The 18,388-nt window shown below is 71.2% G+C and carries 20 protein-coding genes; 13 read left to right on the forward strand and 7 right to left on the reverse strand.

What is annotated here, in order from left to right:
* The first annotated feature begins 24 nt into the window (after positions 1–24).
* Together OG746_RS10445 and OG746_RS10450 are read left to right on the forward strand one after the other, a co-directional pair.
* Positions 25–1,098, forward strand: a complete 1,074-nt coding sequence (locus tag OG746_RS10445; protein ID WP_266718834.1) for a sensor histidine kinase — start codon at positions 25–27, stop codon at positions 1,096–1,098.
* Positions 1,095–1,706: a response regulator transcription factor gene (locus OG746_RS10450; protein WP_266713746.1), complete on the forward strand. Its 612-nt coding sequence runs from the start codon at positions 1,095–1,097 to the stop codon at positions 1,704–1,706. The genes OG746_RS10445 and OG746_RS10450 overlap by 4 nt, the downstream gene beginning before the upstream one ends.
* Positions 1,707–1,746: 40 nt before the next feature.
* Here the strand turns inward: OG746_RS10450 and OG746_RS10455 are convergent, their stop codons facing one another.
* Positions 1,747–2,589 (reverse strand): transglutaminase-like and tetratricopeptide repeat-containing protein, encoded by an 843-nt coding sequence (locus OG746_RS10455; RefSeq protein ID WP_266713748.1) that lies wholly within the window; start codon positions 2,587–2,589, stop codon positions 1,747–1,749.
* Positions 2,590–2,656: 67 nt separating this feature from the next.
* The gene (locus tag OG746_RS10460) at positions 2,657–3,661 is read right to left on the reverse strand and encodes a GNAT family N-acetyltransferase (protein WP_266713750.1); all 1,005 of its coding nucleotides are present in this window, start codon (positions 3,659–3,661) and stop codon (positions 2,657–2,659) included.
* A 140-nt stretch (positions 3,662–3,801) separates the two neighbouring features.
* Between OG746_RS10460 and fdxA the strand changes: the two genes are divergently transcribed.
* Entirely contained in the window at positions 3,802–4,122 is a 321-nt protein-coding gene (gene fdxA / locus OG746_RS10465; RefSeq protein WP_266713752.1) for a ferredoxin, read from the forward strand.
* A 171-nt stretch (positions 4,123–4,293) separates the two neighbouring features.
* A complete protein-coding gene (locus OG746_RS10470; protein WP_323179572.1) occupies positions 4,294–5,397 on the forward strand; it encodes a bifunctional succinyldiaminopimelate transaminase/glutamate-prephenate aminotransferase in 1,104 nt (367 codons plus the stop codon).
* A gap of 829 nt (positions 5,398–6,226) precedes the next feature.
* Here OG746_RS10470 and OG746_RS10475 read toward each other — a convergent pair.
* Both OG746_RS10475 and OG746_RS10480 read right to left on the reverse strand, forming a co-directional pair.
* A complete protein-coding gene (locus OG746_RS10475) occupies positions 6,227–6,655 on the reverse strand; it encodes an ATP-binding protein (protein WP_266713754.1) in 429 nt (142 codons plus the stop codon).
* 296 nt (positions 6,656–6,951) lie between these two features.
* On the reverse strand, positions 6,952–7,902 hold the full coding sequence (locus tag OG746_RS10480) for a heavy metal transporter (protein ID WP_266713756.1): 951 nt from the start codon (positions 7,900–7,902) through the stop codon (positions 6,952–6,954).
* Positions 7,903–7,975: 73 nt separating this feature from the next.
* Between OG746_RS10480 and dapE the strand changes: the two genes are divergently transcribed.
* Together dapE and OG746_RS10490 are read left to right on the forward strand one after the other, a co-directional pair.
* A complete protein-coding gene (gene dapE, locus OG746_RS10485; protein WP_266713758.1) occupies positions 7,976–9,058 on the forward strand; it encodes a succinyl-diaminopimelate desuccinylase in 1,083 nt (360 codons plus the stop codon).
* A gap of 117 nt (positions 9,059–9,175) precedes the next feature.
* Complete coding sequence (locus OG746_RS10490) at positions 9,176–9,925, forward strand: LOG family protein (protein WP_266713760.1); 750 nt, start codon at positions 9,176–9,178, stop codon at positions 9,923–9,925.
* Positions 9,926–9,943: 18 nt separating this feature from the next.
* Here the strand turns inward: OG746_RS10490 and folP are convergent, their stop codons facing one another.
* Complete coding sequence (gene folP, locus OG746_RS10495) at positions 9,944–10,804, reverse strand: dihydropteroate synthase (protein WP_266713762.1); 861 nt, start codon at positions 10,802–10,804, stop codon at positions 9,944–9,946.
* Between the two features lie 129 nt (positions 10,805–10,933).
* Here folP and OG746_RS10500 point away from each other — a divergent pair, with 129 nt between their 5' ends.
* Together OG746_RS10500 and OG746_RS10505 are read left to right on the forward strand one after the other, a co-directional pair.
* Entirely contained in the window at positions 10,934–11,335 is a 402-nt protein-coding gene (locus tag OG746_RS10500; protein WP_266713764.1) for a DivIVA domain-containing protein, read from the forward strand.
* Entirely contained in the window at positions 11,332–11,931 is a 600-nt protein-coding gene (locus OG746_RS10505) for a DNA-3-methyladenine glycosylase I (RefSeq protein ID WP_266713766.1), read from the forward strand. Before OG746_RS10500 ends, OG746_RS10505 begins: the two co-directional genes overlap by 4 nt.
* Before the next feature lie 17 nt (positions 11,932–11,948).
* Here the strand turns inward: OG746_RS10505 and chcB are convergent, their stop codons facing one another.
* Positions 11,949–12,752 (reverse strand): 2-cyclohexenylcarbonyl CoA isomerase, encoded by an 804-nt coding sequence (chcB, locus tag OG746_RS10510; protein WP_266713768.1) that lies wholly within the window; start codon positions 12,750–12,752, stop codon positions 11,949–11,951.
* 320 nt (positions 12,753–13,072) lie between these two features.
* Here chcB and OG746_RS10515 point away from each other — a divergent pair, with 320 nt between their 5' ends.
* Positions 13,073–13,240: a DUF3117 domain-containing protein gene (locus OG746_RS10515; RefSeq protein WP_266713770.1), complete on the forward strand. Its 168-nt coding sequence runs from the start codon at positions 13,073–13,075 to the stop codon at positions 13,238–13,240.
* Between the two features lie 161 nt (positions 13,241–13,401).
* Here the strand turns inward: OG746_RS10515 and OG746_RS10520 are convergent, their stop codons facing one another.
* Positions 13,402–14,100 carry an O-methyltransferase gene (locus OG746_RS10520; RefSeq protein WP_266718838.1) on the reverse strand — a complete coding sequence of 233 codons (699 nt, stop codon included), beginning with the start codon at positions 14,098–14,100 and terminating at the stop codon, positions 13,402–13,404.
* A gap of 156 nt (positions 14,101–14,256) precedes the next feature.
* On the opposite strand from OG746_RS10520, the gene sigE reads away from it, so the two are divergent.
* From sigE to OG746_RS10540, 4 genes are all read left to right on the forward strand, one after another.
* Positions 14,257–15,033 (forward strand): RNA polymerase sigma factor SigE, encoded by a 777-nt coding sequence (gene sigE, locus OG746_RS10525; RefSeq protein ID WP_266713772.1) that lies wholly within the window; start codon positions 14,257–14,259, stop codon positions 15,031–15,033.
* On the forward strand, positions 15,030–16,034 hold the full coding sequence (locus OG746_RS10530) for an anti-sigma factor family protein (RefSeq protein ID WP_266713774.1): 1,005 nt from the start codon (positions 15,030–15,032) through the stop codon (positions 16,032–16,034). The genes sigE and OG746_RS10530 overlap by 4 nt, the downstream gene beginning before the upstream one ends.
* A gap of 91 nt (positions 16,035–16,125) precedes the next feature.
* Entirely contained in the window at positions 16,126–17,538 is a 1,413-nt protein-coding gene (locus tag OG746_RS10535; RefSeq protein WP_524540391.1) for a S1C family serine protease, read from the forward strand.
* Positions 17,539–17,747: 209 nt separating this feature from the next.
* A complete protein-coding gene (locus OG746_RS10540) occupies positions 17,748–18,218 on the forward strand; it encodes a sec-independent translocase (protein WP_266713776.1) in 471 nt (156 codons plus the stop codon).
* Positions 18,219–18,388: the final 170 nt, after the last annotated feature.

Here is an 18,388-nt window from a genome sequence, read left to right on the forward strand (position 1 = left end):
TTCGTGAAGCTGCTGTGGATCGGCATGTGGCTGGTCTTCCTCGGCGACCCGGTCGGCGACCTGGTGGCGGGCCACCACGGCACGGTGGGCACCGTGTTCGGCTGGTTGGGGCTCGGGGCGTTCACGCTCACGTACCTGGTCCTCGTGTTCCGGCACACGAGCCGCCCGCTCGCCCGCGCCGTCGTGCTCTCGGTGCTCGGCGTCCTGCCCGTGATCGCCGTCGTGCTCTGCCTGACGCTCGGCGAGCCCTGGCTGGTGCTCTTCGTGTACGTCTCCGTCGGCTGCGGGGCCGTGCTGCCCATGCGGCAGGCGCAGATCATGATCCTCGTGATGACCGGCGTGATGGTGGCGCTGGCCCTGCACCTCGGCGCGGGACCCGACATCGGCCTGATCGTCCCCGCGCTGCTCGGCGGCTTCTCCATGACGGGCGTACGCCGACTGGTGCGCACGACACGGGAGTTGCGCCAGGCCCGCGCTCAGGTCGCCCAGCTCGCCGCCAACGAGGAGCGCCTGCGCCTCGCCCGCGACCTGCACGACCTGCTCGGCCACTCCCTCTCGCTGATCACGCTCAAGAGCGAACTGGCCGGGCGGATGCTGCCCGACCACCCCAACAAGGCGGCCGACCAGGTCGCCGACATCGAGAAGGTCAGCCGGCAGGCCTTGGTCGACGTCCGCGAGGCCGTCAGCGGCTACCGGCGCGCCCGCCTCGCCACCGAACTCGCGGGCGCCCAGGCCGCGCTGACCGCGGCGGGCGTCGCCGCGGACGTGCCCTCCGAGGTCCCGGAACTGCCCGAGGCGCAGGAGTCGGCGCTCGCCTGGACGCTGCGCGAGGCCGTCACCAACGTCGTACGGCACAGTGGCGCGCAGCGCTGCGTCGTCGGCGTCGCCCGGCGCGAGACCCTCGAAGGGCCCCGCGTCGAACTGACCGTGGAGGACGACGGCTCGGGCCCCTCGGGGGCGCCCCCGAGCAACGGCCTCACCGGCCTCGCCGAACGCCTCACCGCGGTCGGCGGCACCCTGGAGACGGGCGCGGCACGCGGCGGCGGCTTCCGCCTGGTGGCCCGGGTCCCGGCCGCCTCCGTAGGATCCGGCGCATGAGCACGATCAAGGTGTTGTTGGCCGAGGACCAGTCGATGGTGCGCGAGGCGCTGGCCGCGCTGCTCGGGCTCGAAGCGGACATCGAGGTCGTCGCGCAGGTGGCGCGCGGTGACGAGGTGGTGGCGGCCGCCCGCGCGCACGCGGTGGACGTGGCGCTCCTCGACATCGAGATGCCGGGCTGTACGGGCATCGAGGCGGCGGCCCAACTCCGCGAGGTCCTGCCGGAGTTGAAGGTCGTCGTGCTCACCACGTTCGGCCGGCCCGGCTATCTGCGCAGCGCCATGGAGGCGGGCGCGGCCGCGTTCCTGGTCAAGGACGCCCCGGCCGCGCAGCTCGCCGAGGCTGTACGGAAGGTGCTCGCGGGCGAACGCGTCATCGACCCCACGCTCGCGGCGGCGGCCCTCGCGGAGGGCGCGAATCCGCTGACGGACCGCGAACGCGAGGTGCTGCGCGCGGCGGCTGACGGCGCCACCAACGCGGAACTGGCGGCCGCCCTCCACCTTTCCCAGGGCACGGTCCGCAACTACCTGTCGGTGGCGATCCAGAAGCTGGCGGTGCGCAATCGGGCGGAGGCGGTGGCCGCCGCGCGGGAGAAGGGCTGGCTGTAGGGCTTTCTGGGGGAGGCTGTAGGGCTTCCTGAGAGAGGGCTCAGTTCAGCATCGCGCGGGCCGCCCGCGACTGCTCCCGCACCGACTCCGCCGCCGTCTCGTCGACGGCCCCGACCACGTCCGCGTACGCCTCCAGCTCCACCGCCCCGTTCACGAAGTCCCCACGGCGTACGAGGAGCTGGGCCCGCTCGTAGCGCAGTCGCGCCGGGTGCGCGGGCAGCAGCAGCGACAGCTCCACGGCCCACAGCGACACGTCGGAGCGCTCGGGTCGCGTCGCCGCCCAGGCCCGGATGTTGTTGAGGATCCGCAGGACCACGTCCAGCGGATCGGCGGGCACCAGCATCGACGGATCCAGCGGGCCGCCCGTCGCCCCCGCCACCAGCGTCTGCGCGTCGGCCCCCGTGAGCACCCGGCCCCCGTCGAACGGATCGGCCAGCACCTGCCCGTCGGTGGGGCCGAAGCCGACCACGAAGTGCCCCGGCAGAGCCACCCCGCACACCGGCGCCCCGGCCCGCCGGGCCACCTCCAGCCACACCACCGACAACAGGATCGGCAGCCCTCTGCGACGCCGTACGACCTCGTGCAGGAGGGACGACTCGAGCCGCTGATAGTCGTTCGGCGTGCCGTGGAAACCGGTGCGCGCGCCGAGCAGCTCGGCGCACGCGGTGGCCCAGCCGTGCGGCGAGGCGGGCCGGTACGGCAGCCGCCCGGCGAGCTCGTCCAGCTCGATCTGCACGGCGTCCATGCCGGCCTCGTCGAGCGAGGCGTCGCCCTGCGCGGCGAGCAGCAGACACAGCTGCGCGAGGTCGGGCCGCTCGGCCCGCGCCTCTTCGGCGAACCGCCGCCGCAGCTCCGTGGAACGGGGGGAAAGGTGGGGGGACATACGTGCCTCGTGCCCTTTCAGGCCGATCGATACGGCAGCAACGGGTAAGGCATTCGTCGCTGAGGCATCAGCCGGCGTGCCGTTCCGGAGCACGGTAGTGGTGGTACGCGTGATGCGTGGCGAAACCCATGCGGTCGTAGAGGGCGCGCGCCCCCTCGTTGTCCGCCTCGACCTGGAGCCAGGCCGCCGACGCGCCCTCGTCGAGCGCCTGTCGGGCGAGCGCCGTCATCACGTCCGTGGCGAGCCCTCGACGCCGCTGCGCAGGGTCGACCTCGACGGCGGCGAACCCGGCCCACCGCCCGTCGACCACGCACCGCCCGATCGCGGCGGGCACGTCACCCTCGCCCGGCACGGTCGCGAACCACACCGAGGGCCCGGCGCACAGCACCTTCAGCGCGACCTCGCTCGCTCCCTTGCGCTGGTAGCGCGCGAGCCACGCCTCGTCCGGCTCGCGGCTCAGCAGCACGTGCGGCGCGTCGGGCGCGTCCCCGATGGGCGCGAGCGCGGCGATCCGCAGCTCGGCGCTCACCTCGCGCACCCACCCGCGCTCCTCAAGACCGGCGCACAGGACCTCCTGCGCCCCCTCGGCCCCGGTCGCCGTCTGCGCGTACGCCGGAAGGCCACGGGCCGCGTACCACTCCTGTACGTGGCTCAGCGCGTCGTCGAGCGGACGCCCCGGGTCCCCCAGAGGGAGTACCGAGTTGGCCCGCCGAGTGAACCCGTCGGCGGCTCTCAGCTCCCAATCGCCGAGCCGTTCGCTCTCGATCGGCTGCCAGGCGCGCGCGGCGGCGCGAGCGAGCTCCGGATACGTGGCCGAGGGGCCGCGGCGACGGGCGGGTGCGGCGGGCACGACCTTCCCCGCGACCAGCGCGGACTCCTCGACCCGCACACCTTCACCGTTTCTCCGTGTGATGAGGAGCACACCGTCGTTCCACGATGTGAGAACACCGACCGTGTCGGTGAACTTTCGACCCACGGAACCCTCCCCGCTCACCCGTCGTACAGAGACGCGTTTCCCCACGTCATCGCACGAAATGCGGACTTCCAGGCGTCCGCCCGCAGTGAATTCCACAGCTCGCCCCACCCCTCCTGTTCGGATCATGCCCAGGAACGGAGATACTAGAGGTGGGCATCGACGACGCCGCGCTCCCGCGCGCCAGGCGGCGGAGCCTGCGGAGGCCCGCCAGCGCCCTATCGAGGAGGAACGACAGCGTGACCTACGTCATCGCGCAGCCTTGTGTCGACGTCAAGGACAAGGCGTGCATCGAGGAGTGCCCGGTCGACTGCATCTACGAGGGCAAGCGGTCCTTGTACATCCACCCGGATGAATGCGTCGACTGTGGCGCCTGTGAGCCGGTCTGCCCGGTCGAGGCGATCTTCTACGAGGACGACACTCCTGAGGAGTGGAAGGACTACTACAAGGCGAACGTCGAGTTCTTCGACGACCTCGGTTCGCCCGGTGGTGCCTCGAAGATGGGCCTGATCGACAAGGACTACCCGTTCATCGCCGCGCTGCCGCCGCAGAACCAGTAACCGAACTCAGTAGCTTCTGAGTTCAGTACGTTCTGAGTTCAGCGGTACGCACAGGCGCTGCCCCGGTCCCGTACGGCTCTGACTGCCGTACGGGACCGAGGCATTTGTCCACCACGTCGCGAAGAGAGCCGCGTCGCGAAGAGAGCATCACGAGGAAAGCGAGCCCCCCAGGTGTCCACCGTCCCGGCCCCCATCGACCGCATCCCCGCCTTCCCCTGGGACAAGCTGGAGCCGTACAAGAAGACGGCCGCGGCGCACCCGGACGGCATCGTCGACCTCTCCGTCGGCACGCCCGTCGACCCGGTGCCCGAGCTGATCCAGAAGGCGCTGGTCGACGCCGCGAACTCGCCGGGCTACCCGACGGTCTGGGGCACTCCCGAGCTGCGTGACGCGCTCGTCGGCTGGTGCGAACGCCGCCTCGGTGCCCGCGGCTTCGACCACACGAACGTCCTGCCGGTCGTCGGCTCCAAGGAACTGGTCGCCTGGCTCCCCACCCAGCTGGGTCTCGGCCCCGGCGACAAGGTCGCCTACCCGCGTCTCGCGTACCCGACGTACGAGGTGGGCGCCCGCCTGGCCCGCGCGGACTACGTCGTCTACGACGACCCGACCGAGCTGGACCCGACCGACCTGAAGCTCCTGTGGCTCAACTCCCCGTCGAACCCCACGGGTCGGGTGCTGGCCAAGGACGAGCTGAAGCGCATCGTGGACTGGGCGCGCTCGCACGACATCCTGATCTTCTCCGACGAGTGCTACCTGGAGCTGGGCTGGGAGGCCGACCCGGTCTCGGTCCTGCACCCGGACGTCAACGGCGGTTCGCACGAGGGCCTGGTCGCGGTCCACTCGCTCTCGAAGCGCTCGAACCTGGCGGGTTACCGCGCGGCGTTCATCGCGGGCGACGCCTCGGTGCTCGGCCCGCTCCTCCAGATCCGCAAGCACGGCGGCATGATGACCTCCGCGCCGACGCAGGCGGCGGTCGTCGCGGCGCTCGGCGACGACGAGCACGTGCGGGTGCAGCGGGAGCGCTACGCGGCCCGCCGCGAGGCGCTGCGCGCGGCTCTGCTGGCCCACGGCTTCCGTATCGAGCACAGCGAGGCGAGCCTGTACCTCTGGGCCACCCGCGACGAGTCCTGCTGGGACACGGTGTCCGCCCTGGCCGACCTCGGCATCCTGGTGGCCCCCGGCGACTTCTACGGCGAAGCGGGCGCCACCTTCGTCCGCGTAGCCTTGACGGCTTCGGACGACCGCGTAGCGGCCGCGGTGAGCCGCCTGACGTGACGGGGGCGGGGACGCCCTCCGGGCCGCCGCGGCGGTAAACCGTCTGACGTGACGGGGTACGGGGCCCGCTGCGCCGCCCTCCGGGCCGCCGCAGCGGCAACCCGCCCGACCTGACGGGGGCGGGGAGCGCGGCGTCGTTTTCTGGGATGCCGCAGCGGCAACTCGTCCGACCTGACGGGAGAACGGGGCCCGCGGCGACGCCCTCCGGGACGCGGTACCTCCCCCTCGCGGCGACTCCCGCCTTTCCCCGCCTTCCCGCCGCCTTTCCACTCGCCTATCTCCCACCCACCCGCCCCCTCCGGGGGCGTCGGCCTCACGGGGTGTCGCGCCGCCTAGGGCACCCTGCCGTGCAGGCCCACGGGTGGCTGCCGCCCGCCTTGGGGCATCTGCCGCGCAGGCCTACGGGCGCCCGAGCGCGCCTCCCGTTCGCCTATCTCCCACCTGCCCGCCCCCTCCGGGGCGTCGGCCTCACGGGGTGTCGCCCCCGCCTGGGGCACCGTGCCGCGCAGGTTCACGGGGTGCCGCCCCCGCCTAGGGCACCCTGCCGCGCACGCCCACGGTCGGCCGCACCCGCCTTGGGCAATCTGCCGCCTTGGGCGGCAGGGTGGGCAAGGCGGCACCCCGGTGCCGCGCAACGATGGCGATGGGCGCCGACCCCGGCAATGCGCCGAACCCCGGTGCTGCGCAACGGAGACGACGGGACCGACCCCGGCAATGCGCCGAACCCTGGTGCCGCGCAACAGTCACGCAGGCCCCGCCCACGACACGGCACAAAAACGGGGTACCGGGAGCAGAACGCTCCCGGCACCCCGTTCAGGTAAACCGGCGGTCAGCCGATCGGCAGGCCACCCAGCGAATCGGTCGGCAGACCGCCACCACCCACCGGCAGCCCACCATCGGTCGCGGTCCCGGCCGTCTCACCGAGCACGTCACCCGCGCTGCCGGCCGCGCCACCCGCGGCCTCCTGCGCGGCCGGAACGGCGGTCTTCGCGCCCGAACCCACGACCTTGCCCGCCGCCGGAACGGCCTTCTTGACGGCCTTGCCACCGGTGGAACCGGCGACACCGGTGACGTTCTGCGCCGCACCGTCGACGGTGCTGCCCACGTTCGCACCGTCCAGGGCGGTCACACCGCCCAGGTTCGACGTGGCCGGAAGGTCGACGGCGCTCGCGGAGCCGGCCGCACCGACCACGGGCGCCGCTCCTGCCGCTACGAGCAGCGCGGCACGGGCGATCCGGCGGGTCAGGGGGAGGGACATGATGCTCCTTAGACGGGAGAGAACGTTTGATGCCCGGTTGCCGTGCGGCGATCGGACGCCGTGACAACCGCCCCAGGCCCCAGGAAGGTTGCGGGTCGGAAACGTAAAGGGTTCGTAATGTGTCGCATTATCAGTTGTGGGCAGAAACGGGCAAAGTGCACGCATCGCCTACCGCTGCAGAACCCTTACAGCGCCCTGCTCGCAAGGGTCTTGGGGTCGAGCCCCCACCTCACTCGAAGGTGCCCCGCCGACGTCCACGCGGCATGATCCGCATTACCCGTTCGGGTGAGCCCGGACTACTGCCCGGTGACGATCCGAACCTCGCCGACGGACATCGAGGCCGCCGGACCCGACCGTCCGCCCCGCTGCGCGGACGACGCCTTGCGCCATTTGTCCCCGGACTCCCCGGACTCCTCGGCGGTCCATTCGCGGCCCGCGTAGGAGACGCGCTCGATGCGCAGCGCCGAGGAGTTGGCCACCGCCCACTGCGCCAGCTCCCAGCCGCGCTGCCGCTCCCCGCCCTCGGCCGAGTCGACGGTGGCGGGCACGGGAACGCGGACGGAGCTCGCGCCCGGCCCCTTCGCGGGCGCCACGTCCCGCCCGAAGTCACGGGCGAGCGCGGCCCGCACGCGCGCGGGGTCGCCGGACCGCGCGCCGTCACCACCGACCGCCCGCCCGTCGCAGGTGAGCGACGCCGCGGCGCGACCGGTCAGCGAGGCGGCCAGCAACGTGGCGTCCGGCTCGTGCTTCGCGTACGCCTGCGGATAGCCGCTGAGCTGCACGCGCTGCGCGGCCGCGGTCAGCGGGAGCCGCGAGTAGCCGGGGATCTTCGCCAGGTGCGCGTAGAACCGCTCGGACGCGTACGCCGGATCCATGATCTGGTCCGCGGTGCCCCAGCCCTTCGTGGGGCGCTGCTGGAACAGGCCGAGCGAGTCCCGGTCGCCGTGCTCGATATTGCGCAGCCCCGACTCCTGCAGCGCCGTCGCGAGGGCGATCGTGACGGCGCGCTCGGGCATCCCGCGCGAGGTGCCGACGGCGGCGATCGTCGCCGCGTTCACCGCCTGCTCGGAGGTGAATGTGTACGACGCCCCGTCCCCGTTCGCCGAAATGACCGTGCATCTCGGTTTGGAGCGGCCCCCGGTCGCGTACTGCACGGCCACGTACGTGGCCACGGCGAGCAGCACGACGACGGCCGCGCCGATACGAAGGAGGCGGCCGCGCCGGACGAGAGTGGGGGGCTCAGGCACGCGTCCAAGGTACTGGAGTCCACTGACACTCCAGCCGCCGTACGGAAACCGCACCCGTATTAGGCTCGACGTCATGGACCGCACCCCCCTTGACCTCACGCAGGACGCCGCACGCCTCACGGCGCAGTTGGTCGACTTCGCCTCGCCCAGTGGCAGCGAGAAGGAGCTCGCCGACGCGATCGACCAGGCCCTGCGGGAGCTGCCGCACCTCACGGTCGACCGGTACGGCAACAACATCGTGGCCCGGACGAACCTGGGGCACGACGAGCGGATCATCCTCGCGGGACACATCGACACGGTCCCGATCGCCGACAACGTGCCCTCGCGGCTCGACGAGAACGGCGTCCTGTGGGGCTGCGGCACCAGCGACATGAAGGCGGGCGTCGCGGTCCAGCTGCGGATCGCGCAGACGGTCCGTGAGCCCAACCGCGACCTCACGTTCGTCTTCTACGACAACGAAGAGGTCGCCGCACACCTCAACGGCCTCGGGCATGTGGCCGACGCCCACCCCGACTGGCTGGAGGGCGACTTCGCGATCCTCCTGGAGGGCACGAACGGCGACGTCGAGGGCGGCTGCCAGGGCACCCTGCGCGTCATCCTGAAGACCAAGGGCGAGCGGGCCCACTCCGCGCGCGCGTGGATGGGAAACAACGCGATCCACGCCGCGTCCCCCATCCTGGAGCGCCTCGCCTCCTACGTGCCGCGCAAGCCGGTCGTCGACGGCCTGGAGTTCCACGAGGGCCTCAACGCGGTCCGCATCGAGGGCGGCGTCGCCACCAACGTCATCCCGGACGAGTGCGCCGTCACCGTCAACTTCCGCTACGCGCCCGACCGGTCGATGGAGGAGGCCGAGCAGTTCGTCCGCGACTTCTTCGCCGGCTGCCCCATCGAGGAGATCGTCGTCGACGACCACACGGGCGGCGCGCGCCCCGGCCTCAACCACCCTGCTGCCGCCGCTTTCGTGGCCGCGGTGGGCGGCGAAGTGCGCCCCAAGTTCGGCTGGACCGACGTCTCCCGGTTCAGCGCCCTCGGCGTCCCCGCGGTGAACTACGGCCCCGGCAACCCGATCTTCGCGCACAAGATCGACGAGCGGGTCGACACCTCGCTCATCCTGGAGGGCGAGAAGCGCCTGGCCGCCTGGCTCACCGCTTCCTGACACCTGGCTTCCTGATACTCGGCTTCCCGATACGCCGAGGTCCCGCGCCCGTAACCCGCGTAGACCTACCCTTGCTCTACGTAAGTGCGTGATACCTGCGCAGGAAGGGAGCAGACGATGAGCAACCCGGAGGGCAAGCGACGTCCTGTGGAGCAGCGGACGGGGCCGGTGGTCCGGCGCCGTGATCAGGTGCAGCCAGGGACGAGCGACCAACGTCTGCTCGACACCGAAGGCCCCTCGGGGTGGGTGCACACCGACCCGTGGCGGGTCCTGCGCATCCAGTCCGAGTTCATCGAGGGCTTCGGCACACTCGCCGAACTGCCGCCCGCGATCAGCGTGTTCGGCTCGGCGCGCACCCCGGAGGACTCCCCGGAGTACGCGGCGGGCGTCGCCATCGGCAAGGCCCTGGTGGAGGCCGGCTTCGCGGTGATCACCGGCGGCGGCCCCGGCGCCATGCAGGCGGCCAACCAGGGCGCCGTGGAGGCCAAGGGCACCTCGGTCGGTCTCGGCATCGAGCTGCCCTTCGAGCAGGGCCTCAACCCGTACGTCGACCTGGGCCTGAACTTCCGCTACTTCTTCGTACGGAAGACGATGTTCGTGAAGTACGCCCAGGGCTTCGTGGTGCTCCCCGGCGGCCTCGGCACGCTGGACGAGCTCTTCGAGGCGCTCACCCTCGTGCAGACCACGAAGGTGACGCGCTTCCCGATCGTCCTGTTCGGTTCGCAGTACTGGAGCGGCCTGGTCGACTGGCTGAAGAACACGGTGATCGCCCAGGGCAAGGCTTCGGAGGCGGACCTGCTGCTGTTCCACATCACGGACGACGTGGAGGAGGCGATCACACTGGTCACCAAGGAGACCGGTAAGTAGTCGCCCTGGAGAAAGCTGCTACGCGAGTCCCCGGCGGGCGACCGCCGGGGGCCGGTGGCCCGCGATGGACGCCACCATGTCCAACACCTGCCGCGTCTCGGCGACTTCGTGCACCCGGTAGACCTGCGCCCCGAGCCACGCCGACACCGCGGTCGTGGCCAGCGTCCCGATGACGCGCTCCTTGACCGGCTTGTCGAGGGTCTCGCCGACGAAGTCCTTGTTGGACAGCGAGACGAGCACCGGCCACCCGGTGTCGACCATCTCCGGAAGCCGCCGCGTCGCCTCCAGGGAGTGCCGCGTGTTCTTCCCGAAGTCGTGTCCGGGGTCGATCAGTGCGGACTCGCGCGGCACCCCGAGGGCGACGGCCCGCTCCGCGTAGCCGACCGTCACGTCCAGGATGTCCGCCATCACGTCCTCGTACGTCACCCGGTGCGGACGCGTGCGGGGCTCGGCGCCGCCCGCGTGCGTGCACACGAGGCCCACCTTGTGGCGCGCCGCGACCTCCGCGAGCTTCGGGTCGACACCGCCCCACGCGTCGTTGAGCAGATCCGCGCCCACTTCGCACACGGCGTCGCCGACCTCGTGCCGCCAGGTGTCGACGCTGATGATCACGTCGGGGAAGCGGCGTCGCACCTCGGCGACGAAGCCGACGGTCCGCCGCGCCTCCTCCTCGGCGGTGACCTCCTCGCCGGGGCCGGCCTTCACCCCGCCGATGTCCACGATCATGGCGCCCTCGGACACCGCCTGCTCGACGCGGGCGAGCGCGGGCTCGTCGCGGAACGTGGCGCCCTGGTCGTAGAAGGAGTCCGGGGTCCGGTTCACGATTGCCATGATCACCGGCTCGTGCTCACCGAATTCGTGCTGGCCCAGCCTGAGCATCCCCTGTGACTCTCCTTCTCCTGACCGGTTGAACGTCGTCTGTGACCTTAACTGTCAGTGCGGCATGGCACGATCGAAGCCTGACGGTTGAGGGCCGCACGGCCCGGTCGAACCCAGGGGACGGCAGACATGGTCATGTTCTTGTTTCTGGTCGCCGCGCTGGTCGTGGTGATCGCGGCGGTGACGTTCGCGGTCATCGGCGGCGGCGACAGCGGCACGCTGCGCGACGAGCCGTCCCAGTTCTACGCGGACCCGCTGCCGCCCGACCGCCCCCTGGACCCCGCCGACCTTGAGGCGCTCCGGCTGCCCACGGCGGTGCGCGGCTACCGCATGGCGGAGGTGGACGACGCGCTGAACCGCCTGGGGGCCGAACTGGCCGAGCGGGACGCGCGCATCACGGAGCTGGAGGCCGCCCTCACCTCGGCCCACACCCGGGCAGGACCGCAGCCGACCGAGCGGGGCCCGGACACGGGCTACGCGCCACCTGGTGAGTACGGGTTCGGATACGAGACGGGGGAGGGGTTCCGGTGAGCGAGCCGACAGGAGGCGCCGTCCCAGGACCGGACGGAAAGCCGCGCTGCCCCTGGGGTCTTTCGACCGAGGACTACATCGCGTACCACGACGAGGAGTGGGGCCGCCCGGTCCACGGCGACGACGCGCTGTTCGAGCGCCTCTCCCTGGAGGCGTTCCAGTCCGGCCTGTCCTGGATCACGATCCTCAGGCGCCGCGAGGGCTTCCGCGCGGCGTTCTCCGGTTTCAAGATCGCGGACGTGGCGGCCTTCACGGACGCCGACCGCGAGCGCCTGCTCGCCGACGTCGGCATCATCCGCAACCGGGCCAAGATCGACGCGACGCTGGCCAACGCGCGCGTGCTCGTGGACTGGTCGCCCGGCGACCTGGACAAGCTGATCTGGTCGTACGCGCCGGACGCCGTCACCCGCCCGGCCCCGAAGGTGCTCGGCGACGTGGCGGCGATCACCGACGAGTCGAAGGCGCTCTCCAAGGAGCTGAAGAAGCGCGGCCTGCGCTTCGTCGGCCCGACGACGGCGTACGCGCTGATGCAGGCCTGCGGCCTGGTCAACGACCACTTGGTGGACTGCGTGTCCCGCGCGCGTACGGCGGCGTGAGGGCGGTGTGAGCCGGGTCAGCGCCCCAGGTACTTCGGCCGCTCCTTCGCGATGAAGGCCTGCACCGCGATGGTGTGGTCCTCGGAGGCGCCGGCCCGGGTCTGCAGCTCGTCCTCCTTGTCGAGCGCCTCGTCGAGGGAGTGGTCCCCGGCGAAGGCGAGGGACTCCTTCAGTGCCGCGTAGGCGACGGTCGGCCCCTCGGCGAGCGTGCGCGCCAGCTTCCGGGCCTCTTCGGCGAGTTCGGCGGCGGGCACGAGCCGGTTCGCGATCCCCAGCTCGTACGCCTCCTGCGCCTTCAGGGAGCGCGGGAAGAGCAGCAGGTCGGCCGCGCGGCCGGGGCCGATCAGGCGCGGCAGCGTCCAGGAGACCCCGGAGTCGGCGGTGAGCGCCACGCCCGCGAACGAGGTGTTGAACGACGCGCTGTCCGCCACGATCCGGTAGTCCGCACAGAGCGCGAACCCGAATCCGGCGCCGGCCGCCACGCCGTTCACCGCGGCCACTACGGGCTTCGGCATCTGGGTCAGGGCCCGCACGATCGGGTTGTAGTGCTCGCGCACCGTGTTCATGGTGCGGCCCTCGCCGGACTCCCGGTCCGCCAGCAGCGAGCCGACGTGTTCCTTGAGGTCCTGACCCACGCAAAACGCCCGGTCGCCGGCCGCCGTCAGCAGCACCGCCCGGACCGTTTCGTCGGCGGCGGCCGACTGCACCGCGTCGCGGAGGGCGACCTTGGCCTCGGTGTTCATCGCGTTCATCGCCTCGGGGCGGTTCAGCGTGATCGTCGCGAGCCCGTCGCTCACCTCGTAGAGCACGGTGTCGGCCATGGGACTCCTCCTATGCGGTCGCTCAGTCGTCCGTGCTCAGCATGACGTAGATCACGACCCATGGAACGCCCTCGGCATGTGACCTGCGTCTAACGAATTCGCGTCGGCTTGGGTCCGAAGATGGCGCAGTATCGCAGTCGGATCCCCGAATTGAGTGGTTTTGGTCAAGCGCGTTGCGCAAGCGATGCCGACCGATGTTGGTCATCGGGTCCCGCGATGCGGGATAATGGCCTGGAAGCAATGTGTTCGATGCCGGTGACGTGTGCCCACCCAGAGGGCCGTCGGCTGACGATGAGCTGGTTTCAGGAAGGGGAACGAGCATGGCGGCCATGAAGCCGCGGACGGGTGACGGCCCGCTCGAGGTGACAAAGGAGGGGCGGGGCATCGTCATGCGCGTTCCGCTCGAAGGCGGCGGTCGGCTCGTGGTTGAGCTGACGCCGGACGAGGCCAGTGCCCTCGGTGACGAACTGAAGAAGGTAGTGGGCTGACACCTTCTGCGTCCGCGTCCATTCCCCAGAGGTGGGGCTGGACCGGCCGTCAGCTGACGCGCGAGCGACCATACCTTTTCGACTGCCCCGGCACACATTTGATGCCGGGGCAGTCGTGTGTGTAGTGGCAGGTGGGACCGGGTGCCGCCGCCTTGCCCGACTCAGCGTTTGACGGCGCAGAGCAGCCCGTCGCCGACCGGCAGCACCGAAGCCACCAGCTCGGGGCTCTCCCGCACGGCCCGCAGCAACTCGCGCTGGCGCAGCACTTCCACCGGCTGCGGCCCCGCGTCGACGGTCCGCCCCTCGGCGAGGACCCCCTGGAAGACGACCAGGCCACCGGGTCGGAGCAGGCGCAACGATTCAGCGAGGTAGTCGAGGCACTCCAGCCGGTCACCATCGCAGAAGACCAGGTCGTACCCGCTGTCGGCGAGCCGGGGCAGCACCTCCAGGGCGCGGCCGGGGATGAACCGGGCCCGGTTGGTGGCGAAGCCGGACGCGCGGAACGCCTGACGTGCGAACTGCTGCCGCTCCGGTTCGGGATCGACCGTCGTGAGGACGCCGTCGGGCCGCATCCCGTGCAGCAAGTGGATCCCTGACACGCCCGTGCCCGTACCGATCTCGGCGACGGCCTTCGCCCCTACCGTGGCAGCGAGCATCCCCAACGTCGCGCCCGCGCCGGGGGACACCGGGTACAGCCCTGCCTCGCGGGCCCGGTCACGAGCCCAGTGAGTCGCGTCGTCCTCGGCGACAAAGGCGTCGGCGAACGCCCAACTCGTCTGCCGGTTGCCGGTAATGGCCCTCTCCCGTCCCCGTGGATGCCTGCGCGTGACTTTATCCGTTGGCGGCGGGAACTCGCAGATGGGACCGCGCGTTTGAAGTGGCAGGGGGAAAGAGCAGGCTGGACAAGGGGAACTGCGGGGGAGAACGCGATGGCGGCAGCCGTGCGGGCGGCGGTCGAGGACCGACTGGCAAATCTGAGTAAAAACGCTTATCCGGAGCTAACGGACGGAGTGGTTATGGTAGGTGCTCCACTGGACACCACCAGAGCCGACAGGGGAGGTGCGGCTGCGCCTGTGGATCGGAGGGGACGGCTTCGACGTCTTCTCAGGTCGGCGGGTGAGCCGAAATCCGTGACCAACACCGCTGACCGAATCCGCACCGTTGACTCCGCGCAGACCGCGACCTTTGCCGCCGATGCGGAATCGCAGGCGTGGACTCCCCCCTCGTGGGAGGAGATCGTCAGCACGCACAGTGGCCGCGTCTACCGTCTCGCGTACCGCCTGACGGGGAACCAGCACGACGCAGAGGACCTCACGCAGGAGGTCTTCGTCCGTGTCTTCCGTTCGCTCTCGACGTACACGCCCGGCACCTTCGAGGGCTGGCTGCACCGCATCACCACGAACCTTTTCCTCGACATGGTCCGTCGCAAGCAGCGCATCCGCTTCGACGCTCTGGGTGACGACGCCGCCGAGCGGCTGCCCAGCAGAGAACCGTCACCGCAGCAGGTGTTCAACGACGCGCACTTCGACGCCGATGTCCAGCAGGCGCTGGACACCCTCGCGCCCGAGTTCCGCGCCGCCGTCGTCCTGTGCGACATCGAGGGCCTCTCCTACGAGGAGATCGCCGCGACCCTCGGCGTGAAGCTGGGTACGGTCCGCAGCCGTATCCACCGCGGCCGCTCGCAGCTGCGCAAGGCGCTGCAGCACCGCTCGCCCGAGGCCCGCAAGGAGCGCCGCACGCTCGCGTCCACGGGGGCCTTCCCCGTCCTCGGAGGAGGGGGCGCGACCGCGTGAGTGGATCACGTCTCAATCCTGCCGAACGCCAACAGACCGCGGCCGACGAACACCTGGGGGACAGGCTGGCCGCCCTGGTCGACGGCGAGTTGGACCACGATGCCCGTGAGCGCGTCCTCGCGCACCTGGCGACCTGTACCAAATGCAAGGCCGAGGCCGACGCCCAGCGCCGCCTCAAGAGCGCCTTCGCGCAGGCGGCCCCGCCGCCGCCCTCCGAGAGCTTCCTCGCCCGCCTCCAGGGGCTGCCCGCGGGAGGTGATGCCGACGGTGGCTCACCACCGTTCGGGGGAGGGGGATTCGGCAGCGGCCGACCCCTCGGCGGGATCCGGGGCTTCGGCCAAGGAGTCTTCGACGTAGACGCGGAGCCCTTCGGCTACGCGCCGTCCGGCGCGCACGCCGCCGTCCTCCCCAGCGACCAGCGCGGCTTCCGTATTCACGAAGTGACCCGTCCCGACCGGCACGAGAGCGACCGGGGCTCGCGGTCCCGCCGCTTCGCGTTCGCCGCGGCCGGCGCGGTGTCGCTCGCCGCGATCGCGCTCGGCGGGGTCACGACCGCGTCCCCGATCGACAACACCGACGCGCGCGGTGGCGGCTCCGGCAGCAATGTCACGCCGCAGCGCAGCCAGTCGGCCGGTGCCGCCTCGGCATCGGACACGCAGCGCCGCCGGACGAACCCCTCGCCGCTCGGCCAGCGCGGGGGCGCCCTCGCGGCGCCCGTCTCGCCGACCGAGGCGGGTGCGCCGCTGCTGCCCGGCGGGGGCCACGCGGAGAGTGCGGGCTATCCGTTCTCGACGCCGCTGCTGGCCGGTGCGGCCCGTATGTCGCCTCTCATACGTCCCGCCGCCCCCGCCCCCGCTGTCGCGGTCTCGTACGCGCCGCGGCCCACCGTCGCGCCCTCGTTCTCGTCCGACGGCACCTCCTTCGGGGCGGCAGGGTCCGGGCTCACCGCCGCTTCGGCGTCGTCGCCGACCGCGTCGTCCCGTCCTTCGTCGCTGCGCTGACACTCTCTGCGCCCGCGCCGTCGAACCTGGTTGAATCCAGGTGAGGCGGTGCGTCGGGTGCTGATCCGGGTCGCGCGCGTGGGAGTCGGCGGTGCGGTGCCGTGGGCCAGGCTTGGGGAGAGCGGCGGAGATGGGCGAGGGTGACGTGGCCTCCGGCGGTGGGGTGGATTCGGGGTCGGCCGGTGCCGCGGGTTTGGGCGGGGTCGATCCCACGTCGCGGGGCTCTGCCCCGGACCCCGCTGCTCAATCGCCGCAGGGGCTAGATTTTTCCCACCCGCCGCAGGGGCTTGATGCGGCTGGCGCGGCTCATGTTCCGGTGCAGATGCCGGCACCTGCCCACCACAGCCCCTGGCAGCAGGCGGATCCCCGGCCCGGGGAGGGCGTTGTGCGGGTGCCGCGGAGGCGGAGGCTCGTGGTGGGGGGTGTGGTGATCGCCTTGGTCGCCGGAGGCATCGGTGGGGCGATCGGGTCGTACATGGAGCGGACCGGTGTCGGGGCGAGCATTCAACTGCCGCAGGCCGACGCCGAGTCCAAGCACCGGGACCCCGACAGCGTGGCCGGCATCGCGGCGCGCACCCTGCCCGGCGTCGTCACCATCCACACCGCGGGTTCGTCGGAGGAGGGCACCGGCACGGGTCTCGTACTCGACGGCCAAGGGCACATCCTCACGAACAACCACGTCGTGTCGTCGGCCGACTCCGACGGTGAGATATCGGTCACGTTCTCCAGCGGCGAGAGCGCCCGGGCCAAGCTGGTCGGGCACGACAGCGGCTACGACCTCGCCGTGATCAAGGTGTCCGGGGTGCGCGGGCTCAAGCCGCTGCCGCTCGGCAACTCCGAGAACGTGCAGGTGGGCGACCCCGTCGTAGCCGTCGGCGCCCCCTTCGACCTGGCGAACACGGTCACCTCCGGCATCATCAGCGCCAAGGGCCGGCCGATCACGGCGGGCGGCGAGAAGGGCGACGGGAGCGACGTCAGCTACGTGGACGCGCTGCAGACCGACGCGCCCATCAACCCCGGCAACTCGGGCGGCCCGCTGGTCGACGCGAAGGCCCGCGTCATCGGCATCAACAGCGCGATCCGGTCGGCCGACACCGGAGGTTCGGAGCTGCCCGAGGGGCAGTCGGGCTCCATCGGCCTCGGCTTCGCGATCCCGGTCAACCAGGCGAAACGCGTGGCGGAGGAGTTGATCAACGCCGGGCGGGCGACGCATCCGGTGATCGGGGTCACCCTCGACATGGACTACTCGGGCGACGGCGCCCGCGTCGGCTCGAAGGGCAACAGCGGCGGCTCGGCCGTCAGTCCGGACGGCCCGGGTGCCAAGGCGGGGATCGAGCCGGGCGATGTGATCACCGAGGTCGACGGCGTCCGCGTGCACTCCGGCGAGGAGTTGATCGTCAAGATCCGCACCCACCGCCCCAAGGACAAACTGGTCCTCACGGTCGAACGGGGCGGAAAGGGACGGGAGATGTCGCTCGTTCTCGGTTCCGCCGACGGCGGCTGAGCGGATTCCGGCCGATCCCTGACCGTCCCCTGACCGGCGGCTGACCGACTCTTGACCGGTCATGGCGCGGGATGCGCGATCCTGGAGGTTCCCCGGTGGCTACCGAATGGACAGGTGGGCCGGGTACCGTGGACCGGGTCCGCTGCCGGACCCTGCCAAAGACCTGCTGCTTGTTCGACCGCGGGCCGAGGACACGCTAGGAGTGCAAGGTGTTCAACGATATTGGCCCGCTGGAGGTCGTGACGATCGTCGTGCTGGCCGTTCTCGTATTCGGCCCCGACAAACTCCCGAAGGTCATTCAGGACGTTTCACGCACCATCCGCAAGATCCGAGAGTTCTCGGACAGTGCGAAGCAGGACATTCGCGACGAACTCGGCCCGGAGTTCAAGGACTTCGAATTCGAGGACCTGAATCCCAAGACGTTCATCCGCAAGCAGTTGGACAGTGACGAGCTGGGGCTCAAGGAGATTCGCAACGGCTTCGACCTGAAGAAGGAGATGGCCGACGTCTCCGACGCGGTGCACACCGTCGGTGAGCTGGAGGATTCCGGTTCGTCGAGCGGGTCGGGCAGCGCCGGCCGCGTGGACATGGAGAAGCGTCCCGAGGCGGTCGACATGCAGAAGCGCCCCGAGAAGCCGGCCGCCATCGAGCCGCCGCCGTTCGACGCGGACGCGACCTGAACCACCGCGATCCGAACCCCCTCGAACCACCCCGAACACGGCTGAACCACGCCTGACGAAACCGGGCCCCGCGGACCCGGTGTGGCATCCTGCCTTCTTGTTGCGCGGACCGGACGTGAGAACGCCCGAGGGGGGCGGGCCGCGCCGGTCCGTAACTGAGCGAGGAGGCG

Source organism: Streptomyces sp. NBC_01016 (assembly GCF_026341035.1).
In the GTDB taxonomy this organism is placed as follows: domain Bacteria; phylum Actinomycetota; class Actinomycetes; order Streptomycetales; family Streptomycetaceae; genus Streptomyces.